This window comes from Streptomyces rhizoryzae, from assembly GCF_023155275.1.
Taxonomy (GTDB): Bacteria; Actinomycetota; Actinomycetes; order Streptomycetales; family Streptomycetaceae; genus Streptomyces; species Streptomyces rhizoryzae.
The window spans coordinates 1-15324 of record NZ_JALMUV010000037.1 but is presented as its reverse complement, the minus strand read 5'-3'; the positions used below and the strand labels follow the sequence as shown (position 1 = coordinate 15324).

The following is a 15324-nucleotide window of genomic DNA, read 5'->3' as shown; positions in this document are numbered from 1 at the left end:
GTGACGACCCGGCGGACGTTATCGCGGTCTGTTGACTGCCGTCACGAAGACGTTACGCTGACGAGGATCCGTACGGCACCCCACCTCCACCCCTCCCGGCCGCCCGGCGGCCACCGGCCCAAGGGGGCGCACCCCGCATGGAGCTACGGTCCTCGGCCCACACCGACACCTTCACCCGCGACGGACTGCCACCGCCCGAGCAGTGGCCGCACCTCACCGACCTGGGCTATCCCGACCGGCTGAACTGCGGCGCGGAGCTGCTGGACGCCACCTGCGCCCGGATGGGCGCGGACCGGCCGGCGTTCCTCGGCGCCGGCGGCGAGGTGTGGACCTACGGGGAGCTGCGGGCCCGGGTCGACGCGATCGCCCACACCCTGTCCGGCCCGCTCGGCGTCGTCCCGGGCAACCGCGTCCTGCTGCGCGGCCCCACCTCCCCGTGGCTGGCCGCCTGCTGGCTCGCCGTGATGAAGGCGGGCGCGGTGGCGGTGACGGTGCTGGCCGCGCACCGGCCCGGCGAACTCGCCACGATCTGCCGGATCGGCCGGGTCGGGCACGCGCTGTGCGACATCCGCTCGGTCGGCGACCTGGCCCGCGCCGGGGTGCCGGGCCTGCGGATCACCACGTTCGGCGGTGACGCCCCGGACGACCTGGCCCGGTGCGCGCGGCCCGGCGGCGCGCCGTACGAGGCGGTGCCGACCGCCTCCGACGACGTGGCGCTGATCGCCTTCACCTCGGGCACCACCGGGCGCCCCAAGGGGTGCCTGCACTTCCACCGCGATGTGCTGGCGATCGCCGACACCTTCTCCGCGCAGGTGCTCCGGCCCCGCCCGGACGACGTGTTCGCCGGCAGCCCGCCGCTCGGCTTCACCTTCGGGCTCGGCGGGCTGGTGGTCTTCCCGCTGCGGGCCGGGGCGTCGGCGTACCTCGCGGAGTGGGGCGGGACCGCGCACCTGCTCGGCGACATCGCGGCGCACCGGGTCTCGGTGCTGTTCACCGCGCCGACCGCCTACCGGGCGATGCTGTCCGAACTGCCCGGGCACGACCTGTCCTCGCTGCGCCGCTGCGTGTCCGCGGGCGAGAACCTCCCGGCGGCGACCTGGCGTGCCTGGTACGAGGCGACCGGGCTGCGGATCATCAACGGGATCGGCGCCACGGAGCTGCTGCACATCTTCCTCTCCGCCGCCGACGACGCGATACGGCCCGGGACGACCGGGCTGCCGGTGCCCGGGTTCGAGGCCCGGGTGGTCGGTCCCGACGGGCTGCCGGTGCCGGACGGCGAGCCGGGCCTGCTGGCGGTCCGCGGCCCGACCGGCTGCCGCTACCTCGCCGACCCCCGGCAGACCGGGTACGTCCGGGACGGCTGGAACCTCACCGGGGACACCTACATCCGGGACCGCGACGGCTACTTCCGCTATGTCGCCCGCGCCGACGACATGATCGTCTCGGCCGGGTACAACATCGCCGGCCCGGAGGTGGAGGACGCGCTGCTCCGGCACCCGGACGTCGCCGAGGCGGCGGTGGTCGGCCGGGCCGACGAGGAGCGCGGCGAGGTGGTCGTCGCGCACGTGGTGCTGCGGGACGGCGTACCGCCCGGGGAGGAGACCGCGGCCGCGCTGCGGACGTTCGTCAAAACCCGGATAGCTCCCTACAAGTGCCCGCGGGAGGTGGTCTTCCGCACCGCGCTGCCGCGCACCCCCACCGGCAAGGTCCAGCGCTTCCGGCTGCGCGGCCGGGATTTAGAGTGATCCGGTGAGCGACGAAACCGACCGGCACACCCCGCGCTCCCTGATCGTCTCGTTCTACGGGGCCTACGGGCGCGGCGCGGACGGCCCGGCGGGCCCCGGCGGCGCGGACGGCCCGGTGCCGGTGGCCGCGCTGATCCGGCTGCTCGGCACGCTCGGCGTGGACCCGCCGTCGGTGCGCTCCGCGGTCTCCCGGCTCAAGCGCCGCGGGCTGCTGGCCGCGGAGCGCACGGCCGGCGGGGCCGCCGCGTACGGGCTGTCGGAGGCGGGCCGGGAGCTGCTGGCGGACGGCGACCGCCGGATCTTCGGGCGGCCCGCCGCCGGCCGGCCGGAGGGCTGGGTGCTGGCCGTCTTCTCGGTCCCCGAGGAGGAGCGGCACAAGCGCCACCTGCTGCGCTCCCGGCTGGCCCGGCTGGGCTTCGGCACCGCCGCGCCCGGTGTGTGGATCGCCCCCGCGCACCTGGCCGAGGAGACCCGGCACACCCTCGAACGGCTCCAACTGAGCACCTACGTCGAGCTGTTCACCGGCACCCACGCCGGTTTCACGCCCACCGCGCGGGCGGTGGCCCGCTGGTGGGACCTGGACGCCCTGGCCGCCCGCTACCGCGCCTTCCTGGCCGCGCACGAACCGGTCCTGGCGCGCTGGTCGCGGCGGCGGACGATACCCCCCGAGGCGGCCTACCGCGACTACCTGCCGGCCCTGGACGCCTGGCGCCGCCTGCCCTACGCGGACCCCGGTCTGCCCTCTCCCCTCCTGCCGGAGGACTGGCCGGGCGGCCGCGCCGCCGAGGTGTTCGGCCGGCTGCACACCACGCTCCGGGCGGCCGGCGCCCGCTACGTCCACGAGGTGATCGGCGGGCCGCCCCGCACCCAGGACGGCGGCTGAACTCCCCCGCGCCGCCCGGCTTCCCCCGGACCGGGCGGTTCCCCCGCGCGCAGCGGCCCCCGCGTCCTCCCGTCGCCGCCCCCGCCCGCGGCCCCGTCCTTCCCCCTGGGCCGCGGGCGCCCCGTGCGCCCCTCAACAGGGTCAGCGGCGCCGCTGGTACGCGCCGACCGGGACGGCGGCGGCGCGCGGCCGGGCCGGCACGGCGGCGGCCGACGGACGCGGCCGGGCGGCGGCGATCACCGACACCACGTCCTTGAACGAGCCGCACATCCGCGTCCCGGCGACCGCGGCCAGCTCCCCGAACGTGCCCTTGCCGTAGGTGACCGCGACCGGCTCCATGCGCGCGGTCACCGCCATCCGCATGTCCCCGACGGTGTCCCCCACGTACGCGCTCTGCCAGGCCGGGACGCCCAGCCGGCCGGCCGCGCGCAGCACCATCTCCGGGTGCGGCTTGCCGCGCCGGACCATGTCCTGCCCGACGACCGGGCCGACCAGGTCGCGGATGCCCATCACATCCAGCAGGGCCTCGGCGCTGCGGGTCGTCTTGGAGGTGGCGACGGCGAGTTCGACGCCGTGGGCGCGCAGCGCGGACAGCCCGGCCGTCACTCCGGGGTAGAGCAGCTGCGGGCCCTGGCACAGGACCTCGTAGGCGAACAGTTCGCGGTAGCGGGAGATGGCGGCCTGGACCCGGCCGTCCTCCTCGGGGCGGCCCAGCAGCCGGCCGAACGCGGCGGCCGGGGGCTTGCCGATGGCCGCGGCCGCCTGCCGCGCGGTCACCGAACAGCCCTGCTCCGCGGCCACCTTGACCAGCAGCTTGCTGATCGCGGGCAGGGTGTTGGCGAGGGTGCCGTCCAGATCGAAGACGGCGGCCCTGAGCGTCTCGCCGCCGGCGCTCCGCGCGCCTCTCACAGGACGTTCGCCGACTTCCATTGATACGCGCATGGATGGGGACCTTTCCGGGTTCCGATGGGGTGCGGGGGCTCGGGTGCCTGTGCGGGCTCAGCTGGTCGGGCGGGCCTGCGGTCGACGACTGGGGCGGCAGAGGCGGTCTCGCCGTGGCGCACCGCTGTCCAAGGGCGGTACGCGACCGTCGAAGCGGCGGCAACGGAAGGGATCGTCCCGTTTACCGCCTTCGGAGATTTAAAAACCGCCTGCGCTGTTTGTCAATGCGCCTTAGCCTCTCCCTGACGGGTCGACAAGCGCTCCGGCACGGGCCCAGACTGGTTACCCGCGGCCGGGGCGGAGAAGTGGAAGCCCGGCCACCGCCGGGACGGCGGCTTCACGACAGGGCCGGGCGGATCCGGCCATTTGTCCCGAGCATAGCGAACCGCATGGTTGGTTTTCTCTGTAGACTGCACACACGTTGCAGTCGTACGAGAGACGGGACGGACACGTGCCCACGCAGCATCGCGCCATCCAGAGCCGCCAGGCGCTCATCCGCTCGGCCGCAGAGACGTTCCTGGAAAAGGGAGTGCCCGCCGCGGGCATGGTCGAGATCAGCCGGCGGGCCCGCCTCAGCAAGGGAGCCCTCTACTTCCACTTCACGTCCAAGGACGACCTGACCCTCGCCGTCCGGGACACCGCGCTGGCCACCCTCAACGCCATCGAGGAGGGCTTCCTGCGCTCCCCCGAGCCGCTGACCGTCGCCGTCCGGGACTTCGCCGTCGAGCTGTTCGACCGGGTGCAGTCGGACGCGGTGCTGCGCGCCGGACTGCGGCTGCGCCCGGAGACCGCGCCCGGTCTGGACATCCACGCCCTGGAGCAGCGCTGGTACGCGCTCTTCCTCGACAAGGCGGTGACCTGCGGCACCGGCGGGATGGCCGGCGGGGGCGGGCTCACCGGCCCGCGCCCCTCGGACGCCGAACCGCGCCGTACCGCCCAGTTGTTGACGTCGGTGGTGGTGGGTCTGCTGCACCTGGGCGGCGCCGACCGGACGTGGTGGGACGCGGAGGCGGTCACCGGCCTGTGGGACCTGCTGCCGGCGCCCTCGGACCGGGCGATGGCGGGCGGGATCCCGGCGCCGGCGCAGGTGCCGGCGGGCTGACCGCCCGGTCCGCGCCGGGCTCAGACCTCCACGAGGACGGACCCCACATGACGGCCCGAGGTGAGCTCGCACAGCGCGCGCGGCGCCTGCTCGATGCCGCGGAGCACGGTGTGCGGGAAGACCAGCGAGCCGTCCCGCAGCCCGCGGCCGAACTCCGCGGTCCACTCCGCCGGCAGGTCGGGGTGGGCGTGCAGCCCGAAACCGCGCAGCGCGATCCGGCGAGTGATGATCACCGCGGAGTCCAGTTCGACCGGGCAGGACATCCCGCCGCCGCCCAGCTGGCTGGAGAGCGCGCCGACCAGGGCGAAGCGGGCGTCCGGGCGGGCCACCGCGAGCGCCGCGCGGAGCTGCTCCCCGCCGACGGTGTCCAGCAGGACGTCGATCCCCTCCGGCGCCGCGGCCCGCAGCTGCTCCTCGATGGGACCGGCGCCGCGGACGACGGTGGCGTCGTAGCCCAGCTCCGCGCGCAGCCGTGCGGCCTTGGCCGCCGAGCCGGTGCTGCCGACCACCCGGCCGGCGCCGAGCCGGCGGGCCAGCTGCCCGGCCAGGCTGCCCACCCCGCCGGCCGCGCCGCTGACGAAGACGGTGTCGCCCTCCCGCACCCCGGCGGCCCGGCGCAGCGCGCCCCAGGCGGTCGCGCCCTGGGAGAGGTGCGCGGCGGGGAACGGCAGCGCGTCCGGCGCCAGCCGGCGCACCCGGTCCCGGTCCACGGCCGCGTACTCCCGCCAGCCGCAGGGGTGGTGGACGAGGTCACCGGGGGCCGGGTCCCCGCCGGGCGCGGCCACCACCTCGCCGATCGCGGCGCCCGACAGCGGCCGCCCCGGCTCGAACGACGGCATCGGCAGCGGCGCGGCGGTCATCCGGGTCCGCGTCGCCGCGGTGACCGCCATCAGCCGGGTGCGGACCAGGACCTGGCCCGGCCCCGGCCTGGGCACCGGGACCTCCGCCACCGTGAAGTGACGTTCCGTCAGCGCCGCACCGCCGACGCGGCGGGCCAGCCGCACCTCCCGGTGGAGGGCGGGGAGGCCCGGCGGGACGGGGACGGCGGGGTCGGCGGGGTCGGGCATCGGTCTGCTCCTTGCGCACTCGGGCGGCACCGCGGGCGCCGCTCCGCCCGGGCGCCGAATCCGGCCGTGAACGGCGCTCAGCCGATGAATACCGCACGGTTGGCTTCTTTATGATGCGGAAATAGACTGCGCGGCCACGGCAGCGGGTCGCACCCAGGCACTACAACTCCACGAGAGCATACGGAGGATGATCGGTGGTCAAGCAGGAACGCGCAGTGCGCACCCGGCGCGCCGTCCTCGAAGCCGCGGCCCACGTCATCGGCGTGCGCGGCTACCAGGCCGCCACCATGGCCGAGATCATCCAGCGCGCGGGGGTGACCAAGGGTGCCGTCTACTTCCACTTCCGGTCCAAGGACGCCCTGGCGCGCGCGGTCATCCGCGAGCAGACCGAGCCGTTCCTCCCGCCGGTCACCGAGTCCCGCCTCCAGGACGCGATCGACTTCACGCACCAGGTGTCGCTGGCGCTGCGCAGCGACCCGCTGCTCCAGGCCGGCACCCGGATCGCGGTGGAGACCACCTTCAGCGAGGAGCCGCTGGTCCCCTACCAGGCGTGGACGGACATCATGACCACGATGTTCCGCGAGGCCCGGGAGAACGGCGAGTTACTGCCCGGCGTGGCACCGGAGCGGGCCGCGGAGCTCTTCGTCTCCTCCTACATGGGCGTGCAGTTGTTCTCGCGTGCCGCGACCGACCGCGCCGATCTCCCCGAGCGCGTCACGACGTTGTGGAGACACCTCCTCCCGGGGCTGGCCTCACCGGGCGCGCTGAGCCATCTCGACCCGCACGGCCGCTCGGTGAAGCTCGCTGTCTGACCGTCCCCCCACCCGTCGCCCTGACGGGGGAACGGCCCGCACAACACCGTTGAAACAAACCACATGGTTCGTAGCGTGAAGTGCCCGGGCCGGAGACCGGACCTCCCGTCCGTCAGGGCGCTGTGAGCCGCCCCCCAGAAAGGACCTCCATGGCCAGCGCCACCCTCACCCCGTACACCCGCGACCAGTTCGGCGGCGGCGACGGCCGCCTCGCGGACGGAAACCGACCACGGGCGCTGACCACGACGGTGCCCCGGGAGTACGTCCACCGGACCGCGGTGTCCGAGGTGTTCCTGACGAACTGGCGGCGCGGCGGGCCGGGCGGCTGGCGGGTGTCCGCCCAGTGGCCGCGCGCCCACAGCTTCTACGGGCCGGCGCACGGGCTGCACGACCCGCTGCTGCTGATCGAGACGGTGCGGCAGGCGGGGATATTACTGAGCCATGTCGCGCACGGGGTCCCGCTGGACCACCCGATCGTCTGGCAGAAGGTCCGCTACGACCTCCGGCCGGCCGCGCTGCGCGCCGCGGACACCCCCGCCGACATCCAGCTCCAGGTCACCGACCGGGAGGTGGTGCGGCGCCGGAAGCGGCTGGTCAGCGCGCACCAGGAGTTCCGGATCCGGTGCGACGGAGCCGATCTGGCGGTGGCCGCGCTGGAGTACTCCTGCCACAGTCCGGAGGTCTACCGCCGGCTGCGCGGCGCCTACGGTGACCTGGCGCTGGCCAACGCCCGCCGGCTGCCGCCGCCGCGGCCGGTGGCGCCGCAGCTGGTGGGCCGGGAGCGGGCCGGGGACGTGGTGCTGGCGCCGGCGGACCGGCCCGGCCGCTGGCAGCTGCGGGTGGACACCGGGCACCCGGTGCTCTTCGACCACCCGGTGGACCACACGCCGGGGATGCTGATGATCGAGGCGGTGCGGCAGGCCGCGCGGGCCGCGGCGCCCGGCCCGTCGCTGCCGGTCGCGCTGGCGTGCTCCTTCGAACGGTACGCCGAACTGGACGCGCCGTGCTGGGTGCAGGCCCGGGCCGGTGCGGCGGCCGGCGACGGCCGGTGCGAGGTCGTGGTGGGCGCCGAGCAGCACGGCCGGCGGGTGCTGGAGGCGCGGGTCGCCAGTCTGCCGCTGCCCGGCGGTGCGCCCGCCCCGTAGTGGCGGTGCGCCAGGCGGCGCCCCGTCCCCGCCCACGGCCCCGTCCCGCTGCGTCCGGCCTCCCCGTCAGGGCAGCGTGAGGCGGGGCTTCGGCGCGTCGGTGCGGCCGGTGGGCGGGGTGCGGCTGCCGGCCCGGTAGGGCGCCGGCCAGGGGGCGCCGGGGCCGGTGTAGCCCTGTTCGGCGGCGGCGTGCAGGGTCCAGTGCGGGTCGTAGAGGTGCGGGCGGCCCAGGGCGCACAGGTCGGTGCGGCCGGCCAGGATCAGGGAGTTGACGTCGTCCCAGGAGGAGATGGCGCCGACCGCGATGACGGGGACGCCGAGGGTGTTGCGGATGCGGTCGGCGAACGGGGTCTGGTAGGAGCGGCCGAAGTCGGGGCTCTCGTCGGCGACGACCTGCCCGGTGGAGACGTCGATGGCGTCCGCGCCGTGCTCGGCGAAGGCGGCGGCGATCGCCACCGCGTCGTCGGGGGTGGTGCCGCCGTCCGCCCAGTCGGTGGCGGAGATCCGGACCGTCATGGGCCGGTCGGCGGGCCACTGCGCGCGGACCGCGTCGAAGACCTCCAGGGGGAAGCGGAGGCGGGCGGCGCGGGAACCGCCGTAGGCGTCGGTGCGTTGGTTGGTCAGCGGGGAGAGGAAGCCGGAGAGGAGGTAGCCGTGGGCGCAGTGGAGTTCGAGGAGGTCGAAGCCGGCGCGCGCGGCGGACGCGGCGGATCGGGCGAACTGCTCGCGTATCGCGGTCAGTTCGTCCGGGGTCAGGGCGTGCGGGAGCTGGCTGACGCCGGGCCGGTAGGGCAGTGCGGAGGGGGCGACGACGGGCCAGTTGCCCTCCGGGAGCGGCTGGTCGATGCCCTCCCACATGCGGCGGGTGGAGCCCTTGCGGCCGGAGTGGCCGAGCTGGACGCCGAGGGCGGTGCCGGGCGCCTGGGTGTGCACGAAGTCGGTGATCCGCCGCCAGGCCCGTTCGTGCTCCGGGGCGTACAGGCCGGTGCAGGCGGGGGTGATGCGGCCGGTGCGGCTGACGCAGACCATCTCCGTCATGACCAGGCCGGCGCCGCCCAGCGCGCGGGCGCCGAGGTGGACGAGGTGGAAGTCGCCGGGGGTGCCGTCGCCGTCGGCGGCGTACATGTCCATCGGGGAGACCACGACGCGGTTGCGCAGGGTCAGTCCGCGCAGCCGGAAGGGGGTGAACATCGGCGGGGTCCCGGCGGGGACGCCGGCCTCCTGCGCGACGGTGGCGGTGAAGTGCGGGTCGCGCAGCCGCAGATTGCCGTGGGTGACCCGGCGGCTGCGGGTGAGGAGGTTGAAGGCGAACTGGTACGGCGGCTGCCGGGTGTAGGTGGCCAGGTCCTCGAACCATTCGAGGCTGGCGCGGGCGGCGCGCTGGGTGGAGGCGACGACGGGGCGGCGCTCGGCCTCGTAGGCGGTGAGGGCCTCGGGCAGGGTGGGCTGCTCGCGGAGGCAGGCGGCGAGCGCGAGGGCGTCCTCGACGGCGAGTTTGGTGCCGGAGCCGATGGAGAAGTGGGCGGTGTGCGCGGCGTCGCCGAGCAGCACGATCCGGCCGTGCGACCAGCGTGCGTTGACGACGGTGCGGAAGGCGGTCCAGCTGGAGCGGTTGGTGCGCAGCGGGCGGCCGTCGAGGGTCTTGGCGAAGAGGGCCGCGCACCAGGCGGCCGAGGCGTGTTCGTCGAGGGTGTCGAGGCCGTTCGCGCGCCAGACCTCCTCGCGCATCTCGACGATGACGGTGCTGGCGCCGCCGGGCCCGCCGGGGCCGGGGCCGGCCGCGTCGGCGCGGGCATACGGATAGGCGTGCAGCTGGGCGATGCCGTGGCCGGTGTCGGCGATCTCGAAGCGGAAGGCGTCCAGGGCGAAGTCGGCGGAGAGCCAGATGTAGCGGCAGCGGTGGGTGGTCAGCCGCGGGCGGAAGATGTCGGCGTGCGCGGTGCGGGTGGTGCTGTGCACCCCGTCGGCGGCGATCACCAGGTCGTGGTCGCGGGCCAGCAGCGCCGCCGGCGGGGCCTCGGTACGGAAGCGCAGCCGGACGCCGAGGGCGCGGCAGCGCTCGTGCAGGACCGCCAGGAGCCGGCGGCGGCCGAGGGCGGCGAAGCCGTGGCCGCCGGAGGTGAGGGTGCGGCCGCGGTGCACGATGTCGATGTCGTCCCAGCGCACGAACTCCGCCCGCAGGGCGCGGTAGACGGCGGGGTCGGCGTGTTCGATGCCGCCGAGCGTCTCGTCGGAGAGGACGACGCCGAAGCCGAAGGTGTCGTCGGGGGCGTTGCGCTCCCAGACGGTGATCTCGCGGTCCGGGTCGAGGCGTTTGAGCAGCGCCGCGGCGTAGAGTCCGCCGGGGCCGCCGCCGAGCACGGCGACCTTCAGCGGCCGGTGGGCGCGGCCCGCGGCGCCGCTCACCGGCCCTGCCACTTCGGCGCCCGCTTCTCGGTGAAGGCGGCGTGGAATTCGGCGTAGTCGGCGCCGTTCATCAGCAGGGCCTGGGTGGCGGCGTCGAGTTCGACGGCGGCCGCCAGCGGCATGTCGAGTTCGGCGGTGAGCAGGGCCTTGGTCTGGGCGTGGGCCAGGGCGGGGCCGTCGGCGAGCCGGCGGGCGAGGGCGGCGGCCCGTTCCCCGGCCCGGCCCTCCTCGGCCAACTCGCTGATCAGTCCGAGGCGTTCGGCTTCGGTGGCGCGGACCGGTTCGCCGAGCATCAGCAGCCGGGTGGCGTGTCCCAGGCCGATGACGCGGGGCAGCAGATAGGCCGCGCCCATGTCGCCGCCGGAGAGGCCGACCCGGGTGAAGAGGAACGCGAAGCGGGCGGAGGGGTCGGCGACCCGGAAGTCGGCGGCGAGGGCGAGCACCGCGCCGGCGCCGGCGGCCACGCCGTGCACCGCCGCGACGACGGGGAAGGGGCACTCCCGGATGGCGCGGACGACCTGACCGGTCATCCGGTTGAAGTCCAGCAGTTGGCCGGTGTCCATGGCGAGGGTGGCGCCGATGATCTCCTCGACGTCGCCGCCGGAGCAGAAGCCGCGGCCCTCGCCGCCCAGGACCAGGGCGCGGACCGCGCGTTCCCGGGAGAGTTCGGCGAGCAGGTCGCGGAGGTCGGCGTAGGCGCCGAAGGTGAGGGCGTTGAGCTTGTCGGGACGGGCCAGGGTGACGGTGGCGACGCCGTCCTCCGTGGTGACGCGGAGGTGCTGCCAGGTGCCGGTGGCGCGGGCGGATCCTGTGAACGGGCTCATCGGTCTGCTGCCCCCTTCAGCCGGACGGCTGGTGCGTGCGGTGGCCGCGGATGCGGTGGCGGTGCGGGACGCGCGAATGCCCCTCGAAGCTATCACTGCTTCGTGACCGTCGTCACGAGGGCGCGATACGCCGGCGCGCGTCCCGGGCGTCCGGGGGGGTGGCCCGGCCGGGCGGTTCAGCCCTTCCGCGCGGCCGGGGCCGCCGGGGCGGGGACGCCGTCCGGGGCCTGCGGGACCGCGTCCGGGGCCTGCGGGACCGCGTCCGGGATCTGCGGGACCGCGTCCTCCGCTTCCCGGCCGGCGGCCGCCAGGCGCGAACGGCGGCGCCCGTAGGCGGCGTAGACCAGGGCACCGGCGGCGAGGAAGACGGCGAAGCGGAGCCAGGTAGCCGGGCCGGTGCCGTAGATGAGGTAGCCGCAGAAGGCGAGGCCGAGGAGGGGGCTGAGCGGGAAGAGGGGGACCCGGAAGCGGCGCGGCAGCGCGGGCCGGGTGCGGCGCAGGACCAGCACGCTGACGTTGACCACGGCCATGACGGCGAGCGTGCCGATGGTGGTCAGGTTCATCACCACGTCCAGCGGGACGACTGCGGCCGGGACGGCGAAGACCACCGCGACGATCCAGGTATTGGCGACGGGGGTGGCGGTGCGCGGGGAGATCCGTTCGAAGACCCGCGGGACCAGCCCGTCCCGGGACATCGCCATCAGGATGCGGGTCTGCCCGTACATCACGGCCAGGACCACGGAGGCGATGGCGACGACCGCGCCGAAGGCGATCACCGCGCCGCCGGCGGAGGAGTGGGTGACCCGGTCGACGATCAGCGACAGCGCGGCGGGTCGGCCCGCGACCCGGCCGGCCGAGAGCGCCCCGATGGCGGAGAGCGCGACCAGGCAGTACAGGACGGTGACCACCCCGATGCAGACCATGATCGCGACGGGGATGGTGCGGCGCGGGTTGCGGGCCTCCTCCCCGGTGGTGGTGATCGCGTCGAAGCCGATGTACGAGAAGAAGGCGAGGGAGGCGCCGGAGGTGATCCCGGCCAGGCCCTGGGGCGCGAACGGGGCGAGGTTGCCGCCGCGGAACGCGCCGAAGCCGATCACGCAGAACAGCACCAGGACCGCGAGCTTGAGGACCGCCATCGCGGCGGTCGCCCGGGCGCTCTCCCGGATGCCGCGGACCAGCAGGACGGCGGCGAGCAGCAGGACGACGACGGCGGGGACGTTGACGAGGCCGCCGGCACCGGGCGGGTTGGCGAGCGCGGCGGGCAGCTGCCAGCCGGTGAGGGCGCCGAGCAGCTGGTTGAGGTACTGGCCCCAGCCGACCGCCACCGCCGAGACCGAGACGCCGTACTCCAGGAGCAGGCACCAGCCGACGAGGAAGGCGGTGCGTTCGCCGAGGGTGGCGTAGGCGTAGGAGTAGGAGCTGCCGGAGACCGGGATGGCGCCGCCCAGTTCGGCGAAGGAGAAGGCGGTGAAGACGCAGGTGGCGGCCGCCAGGACGAAGGAGACGACGACGGCGGGGCCGGAGCGGGCGACGGTGTCGGAGAGGCCGACGAAGATGCCGGTGCCGACGATGGCGCCGATGCCGAAGCAGATGAGCTGGAAGAGGCCCATGCTGCGGCGGAGGCCGTTGCCGTCGAGGTCCGCGCCGGATTCGGCGAGGAGCAGGTCGGGGGACTTGATCCGCAGTCCGGACGGGCCTGAGCGGGGCATGGGTGGTTCTCTCTCGGTGGTGCGGGGCGCGCGGCGGGGGTGGGCCGGGCGCGGAGCGGGGCCCGGACCGGTGGGTCCGGACCCCGTGAGCGGCTCGATGGTAACCGCTGCGGCCGCATGATCGCTCATTGGGCCGTATGGCTATGCAGTGCCGCCGGGGGCGGCGGGACCGCGGGGAGGGCGGAGCCGACTACCGGGCCAGCGTCGCCACCATCACCGCCTTGATGGTGTGCATGCGGTTCTCCGCCTCGTCGAAGACGACCGAGTGCGCGGACTCGAAGACCTCGTCGGTGACCTCCAGGGAGGTCAGGCCGTGCCGGGCGTGGATCTCCCGGCCGACGGCGGTGCCGAGGTCGTGGTAGGCGGGCAGGCAGTGCAGGAACTTCACGCCGGGCTTGCCGGTGGCGCGCAGGACGTCCATGGTGACCGCGTACGGGGCGAGCAGCGCGATCCGCTCGTCCCAGACCTCCTTGGGCTCACCCATGGAGACCCAGACGTCGGTGGCGACGAAGTCGGCGCCGCGGACGCCCTCGGCGACCTCCTCGGTGAGGGTGATCCGGGCGCCGCTGCGCTCGGCGAGCGTGCGCGCCTGCGCGATGACGCCCTCCTCGGGCCACAGCTGCCGGGGCGCCGCGATCCGGACGTCCATGCCGAGCAGCGCGCCGGTGACGAGGTAGGAGTTGCCCATGTTGTTGCGGGCGTCGCCGAGGTAGGCGAAGGCGGTCTCGGCCAGCGGGCGGCCGCCGCCGTGCTCGATCATGGTCAGCGCGTCGGCGAGCATCTGGGTCGGGTGCCAGTCGTCGGTGAGCCCGTTGTAGACGGGCACCCCGGCGTGCGCGGCCAGCTCCTCGACGTCGGACTGGCGGCTGCCGCGGTACTCGATGGCGTCGAACATCCGGCCGAGGACGCGGGCGGTGTCCTTGACCGACTCCTTGTGCCCGATCTGCGAACCGGACGGGTCGAGGTAGGTCGTCGAGGCGCCCTGGTCGGCGGCCGCGACCTCGAAGGAGCAGCGGGTCCGGGTGGAGGTCTTCTCGAAGATCAGGGCGATGGTGCGGCCCGTGAGGCGGCGGACCTCGGTACCGGCACGCTTGGCCGCCTTCAGCTCGGCGGCCAGGTCGATCAGTCGGCGGAACTCCTCGGCGGTGAAGTCCAGCTCCTTGAGGAAGTGGCGGCCGGTGAGGTCTATCGCCATGGGTGGGCTCCTGGAGTGCGGGGGCGGGGGAGGGTTCACGGGTCGGCGGAGGGCGGCTCGGCGGACCGCCGGCCCGGTGGCGGAGGGCGGACAGGGGACAGGCGGACGGGCACCCCTGCACACCGCAAGGGAAGCCCTCCGCAATGAAAGTCTATACGACACCTCGCATCTCTATACAGAGAAGGTGGCCGGCCGGGCATCCGTCAGCCGGTCCCCGGCACCGCGTCCCGGGTCACCGGGCAGCTCATGCAGCGCGGACCGCCCCGGCCCCGGCCCAGTTCGCTGCCCGGGATGGTGATCACCTCGATGCCGCGCTTGCGCAGGAACGTGTTGGTGGTCACGTTCCGCTCGTAGGCCACCACCACGCCCGGCTCCACCGCCAGCACGTTGCAGCCGTCGTCCCACTGCTCCCGCTCGGCCGAGTGCACGTCCTGGGTCGCGGTGAGCACGCGGATGTCGGTGAGGCCGAGGGAGGCCGCTATGGCGCGGTGCATGTGCTCCGGCGGGTGGTCGGTGACCTTCAGGTCGCTGGGGCCCGCGCCCGGTTCGATGGTGTACGAGCGGAGCATGCCCAGGCCCGCGTACTGGGTGAAGGTGTCCCCGTCGATCATGGTCATCACGGTGTCCAGGTGCATGAACGCGCGCCGCTTGGGCATGTCCAGCGCCACGATGGTGTGCGCGGAGCCGGCCGCGAACAGCCCGCGGGCCAGGAGTTCCACCGCCTGCGGAGTGGTCCGCTCGCTCATCCCGATCAGCACCGCGCCGTTGCCCAGCACCAGCACGTCGCCGCCCTCGATCGTGGAGGGGTAGTCCGCTTGGCCCTCCGACCAGACGTGGAAGGACTCGTCGCGGAAGAGCGGGTGGAAGCGGTAGATCGCCTCGTAGTGGACGGTCTCGCGCTGCCGGGCGGGCCAGCGCATCGAGTTGATCGACACCCCGTCGTAGATCCAGGCGGAGGTGTCGCGGGTGAAGAGGTGGTTGGGCAGCGGCCGCAGCAGGAAGTCGTCGAGGTCCATCACGTGGAAGCGGACCGAGGTGGGCTCGGGGTGGTGCTCCAGGAACTCCCGCTTGGTCATGCCGCCGACCAGCGCCTCGACGAGCTCGGACACCGGCAGCTCGTCGAACGCCGCCCGCAGGTGGTCGGTCGCCAGCGGCCCGTACTCCTTCTCGTCGAAGACCCGGTCCAGGACCAGCGTCCGGGCCTCGGGCAGGTGCAGGCTCTCGGCCAGCAGGTCCCCGAAGAGGTGCACCTCGACGCCCCGGTCGCGCAGCACGTCGGCGAACCCGTCGTGCTCGGCCCGCGCCCGGCGCACCCACAGCACGTCGTCGAAGAGCAGGGTGTCCTTGTTGGTGGGGGTGAGCCGCTTCAGTTCGAGGTCGGGGCGGTGCAGGATCACCCGGCGCAGCGGCCCGGCCTCGGAGTCGACATGGAATCCCATCTCCCCATCTTGTCCGCTCCGGGGGCCGGGGGTGGGGAGTGGGGGGATGTCGGGG

12 protein-coding genes are annotated in these 15324 nt (G+C 74.6%); 5 read left to right on the top strand and 7 right to left on the bottom strand.

Going from position 1 to position 15324, the window contains the following annotated elements; translation table 11 throughout:
- Positions 1-137 precede the first annotated feature (137 nt).
- Positions 138-1745 carry an AMP-binding protein gene (locus MUU72_RS25490; protein ID WP_248015735.1) on the top strand — a complete coding sequence of 536 codons (1608 nt, stop codon included), beginning with the start codon at positions 138-140 and terminating at the stop codon, positions 1743-1745.
- A gap of 4 nt (positions 1746-1749) precedes the next feature.
- Complete coding sequence (locus tag MUU72_RS25485; RefSeq protein ID WP_248015734.1) at positions 1750-2628, top strand: PaaX family transcriptional regulator; 879 nt, start codon at positions 1750-1752, stop codon at positions 2626-2628.
- 141 nt (positions 2629-2769) lie between these two features.
- Here MUU72_RS25485 and MUU72_RS25480 read toward each other — a convergent pair whose 3' ends face one another.
- Positions 2770-3537: an HAD family hydrolase gene (locus MUU72_RS25480; RefSeq protein WP_248015733.1), complete on the bottom strand. Its 768-nt coding sequence runs from the start codon at positions 3535-3537 to the stop codon at positions 2770-2772.
- Positions 3538-4021: 484 nt separating this feature from the next.
- On the opposite strand from MUU72_RS25480, the gene MUU72_RS25475 reads away from it, so the two are divergent.
- Positions 4022-4672: a TetR family transcriptional regulator gene (locus tag MUU72_RS25475; RefSeq protein ID WP_248015732.1), complete on the top strand. Its 651-nt coding sequence runs from the start codon at positions 4022-4024 to the stop codon at positions 4670-4672.
- Positions 4673-4692: 20 nt separating this feature from the next.
- On the opposite strand, the gene MUU72_RS25470 is transcribed toward MUU72_RS25475, so the two are convergent.
- Positions 4693-5739, bottom strand: a complete 1047-nt coding sequence (locus MUU72_RS25470) for an MDR family NADP-dependent oxidoreductase (protein WP_248015731.1) — start codon at positions 5737-5739, stop codon at positions 4693-4695.
- 194 nt (positions 5740-5933) lie between these two features.
- Here MUU72_RS25470 and MUU72_RS25465 point away from each other — a divergent pair, with 194 nt between their 5' ends.
- Entirely contained in the window at positions 5934-6551 is a 618-nt protein-coding gene (locus tag MUU72_RS25465) for a ScbR family autoregulator-binding transcription factor (protein ID WP_248015730.1), read from the top strand.
- Positions 6552-6700: 149 nt separating this feature from the next.
- Positions 6701-7696 (top strand): ScbA/BarX family gamma-butyrolactone biosynthesis protein, encoded by a 996-nt coding sequence (locus MUU72_RS25460; protein WP_248015729.1) that lies wholly within the window; start codon positions 6701-6703, stop codon positions 7694-7696.
- Between the two features lie 66 nt (positions 7697-7762).
- On the opposite strand, the gene MUU72_RS25455 is transcribed toward MUU72_RS25460, so the two are convergent.
- The 5 genes from MUU72_RS25455 to MUU72_RS25435 all read right to left on the bottom strand — a co-directional run bounded on the left by MUU72_RS25455 (position 7763) and on the right by MUU72_RS25435 (position 15269).
- The gene (locus MUU72_RS25455) at positions 7763-10114 is read right to left on the bottom strand and encodes a bifunctional salicylyl-CoA 5-hydroxylase/oxidoreductase (RefSeq protein ID WP_372503258.1); all 2352 of its coding nucleotides are present in this window, start codon (positions 10112-10114) and stop codon (positions 7763-7765) included.
- The gene (locus MUU72_RS25450; protein ID WP_248015728.1) at positions 10099-10926 is read right to left on the bottom strand and encodes an enoyl-CoA hydratase family protein; all 828 of its coding nucleotides are present in this window, start codon (positions 10924-10926) and stop codon (positions 10099-10101) included. The genes MUU72_RS25455 and MUU72_RS25450 overlap by 16 nt, the downstream gene beginning before the upstream one ends.
- A gap of 176 nt (positions 10927-11102) precedes the next feature.
- Positions 11103-12635, bottom strand: a complete 1533-nt coding sequence (locus MUU72_RS25445; protein WP_248015727.1) for an amino acid permease — start codon at positions 12633-12635, stop codon at positions 11103-11105.
- A 190-nt stretch (positions 12636-12825) separates the two neighbouring features.
- Positions 12826-13830 carry an ornithine carbamoyltransferase gene (gene argF / locus MUU72_RS25440; RefSeq protein ID WP_248015726.1) on the bottom strand — a complete coding sequence of 335 codons (1005 nt, stop codon included), beginning with the start codon at positions 13828-13830 and terminating at the stop codon, positions 12826-12828.
- Between the two features lie 203 nt (positions 13831-14033).
- Complete coding sequence (locus MUU72_RS25435; protein ID WP_248015725.1) at positions 14034-15269, bottom strand: arginine deiminase; 1236 nt, start codon at positions 15267-15269, stop codon at positions 14034-14036.
- Positions 15270-15324 lie beyond the last annotated feature (55 nt).

Coding starts and splice junctions, on each gene's coding strand:
- MUU72_RS25490 (WP_248015735.1), top strand. CDS start 138: ATGGAGCTACGGTCCTCGGCCCACACCGACACCTTCACCCGCGACGGA.
- MUU72_RS25470 (WP_248015731.1), bottom strand. CDS start 5,739: ATGCCCGACCCCGCCGACCCCGCCGTCCCCGTCCCGCCGGGCCTCCCC.
- MUU72_RS25460 (WP_248015729.1), top strand. CDS start 6,701: ATGGCCAGCGCCACCCTCACCCCGTACACCCGCGACCAGTTCGGCGGC.
- MUU72_RS25450 (WP_248015728.1), bottom strand. CDS start 10,926: ATGAGCCCGTTCACAGGATCCGCCCGCGCCACCGGCACCTGGCAGCAC.
- MUU72_RS25445 (WP_248015727.1), bottom strand. CDS start 12,635: ATGCCCCGCTCAGGCCCGTCCGGACTGCGGATCAAGTCCCCCGACCTG.
- argF (WP_248015726.1), bottom strand. CDS start 13,830: ATGGCGATAGACCTCACCGGCCGCCACTTCCTCAAGGAGCTGGACTTC.
- MUU72_RS25435 (WP_248015725.1), bottom strand. CDS start 15,269: ATGGGATTCCATGTCGACTCCGAGGCCGGGCCGCTGCGCCGGGTGATC.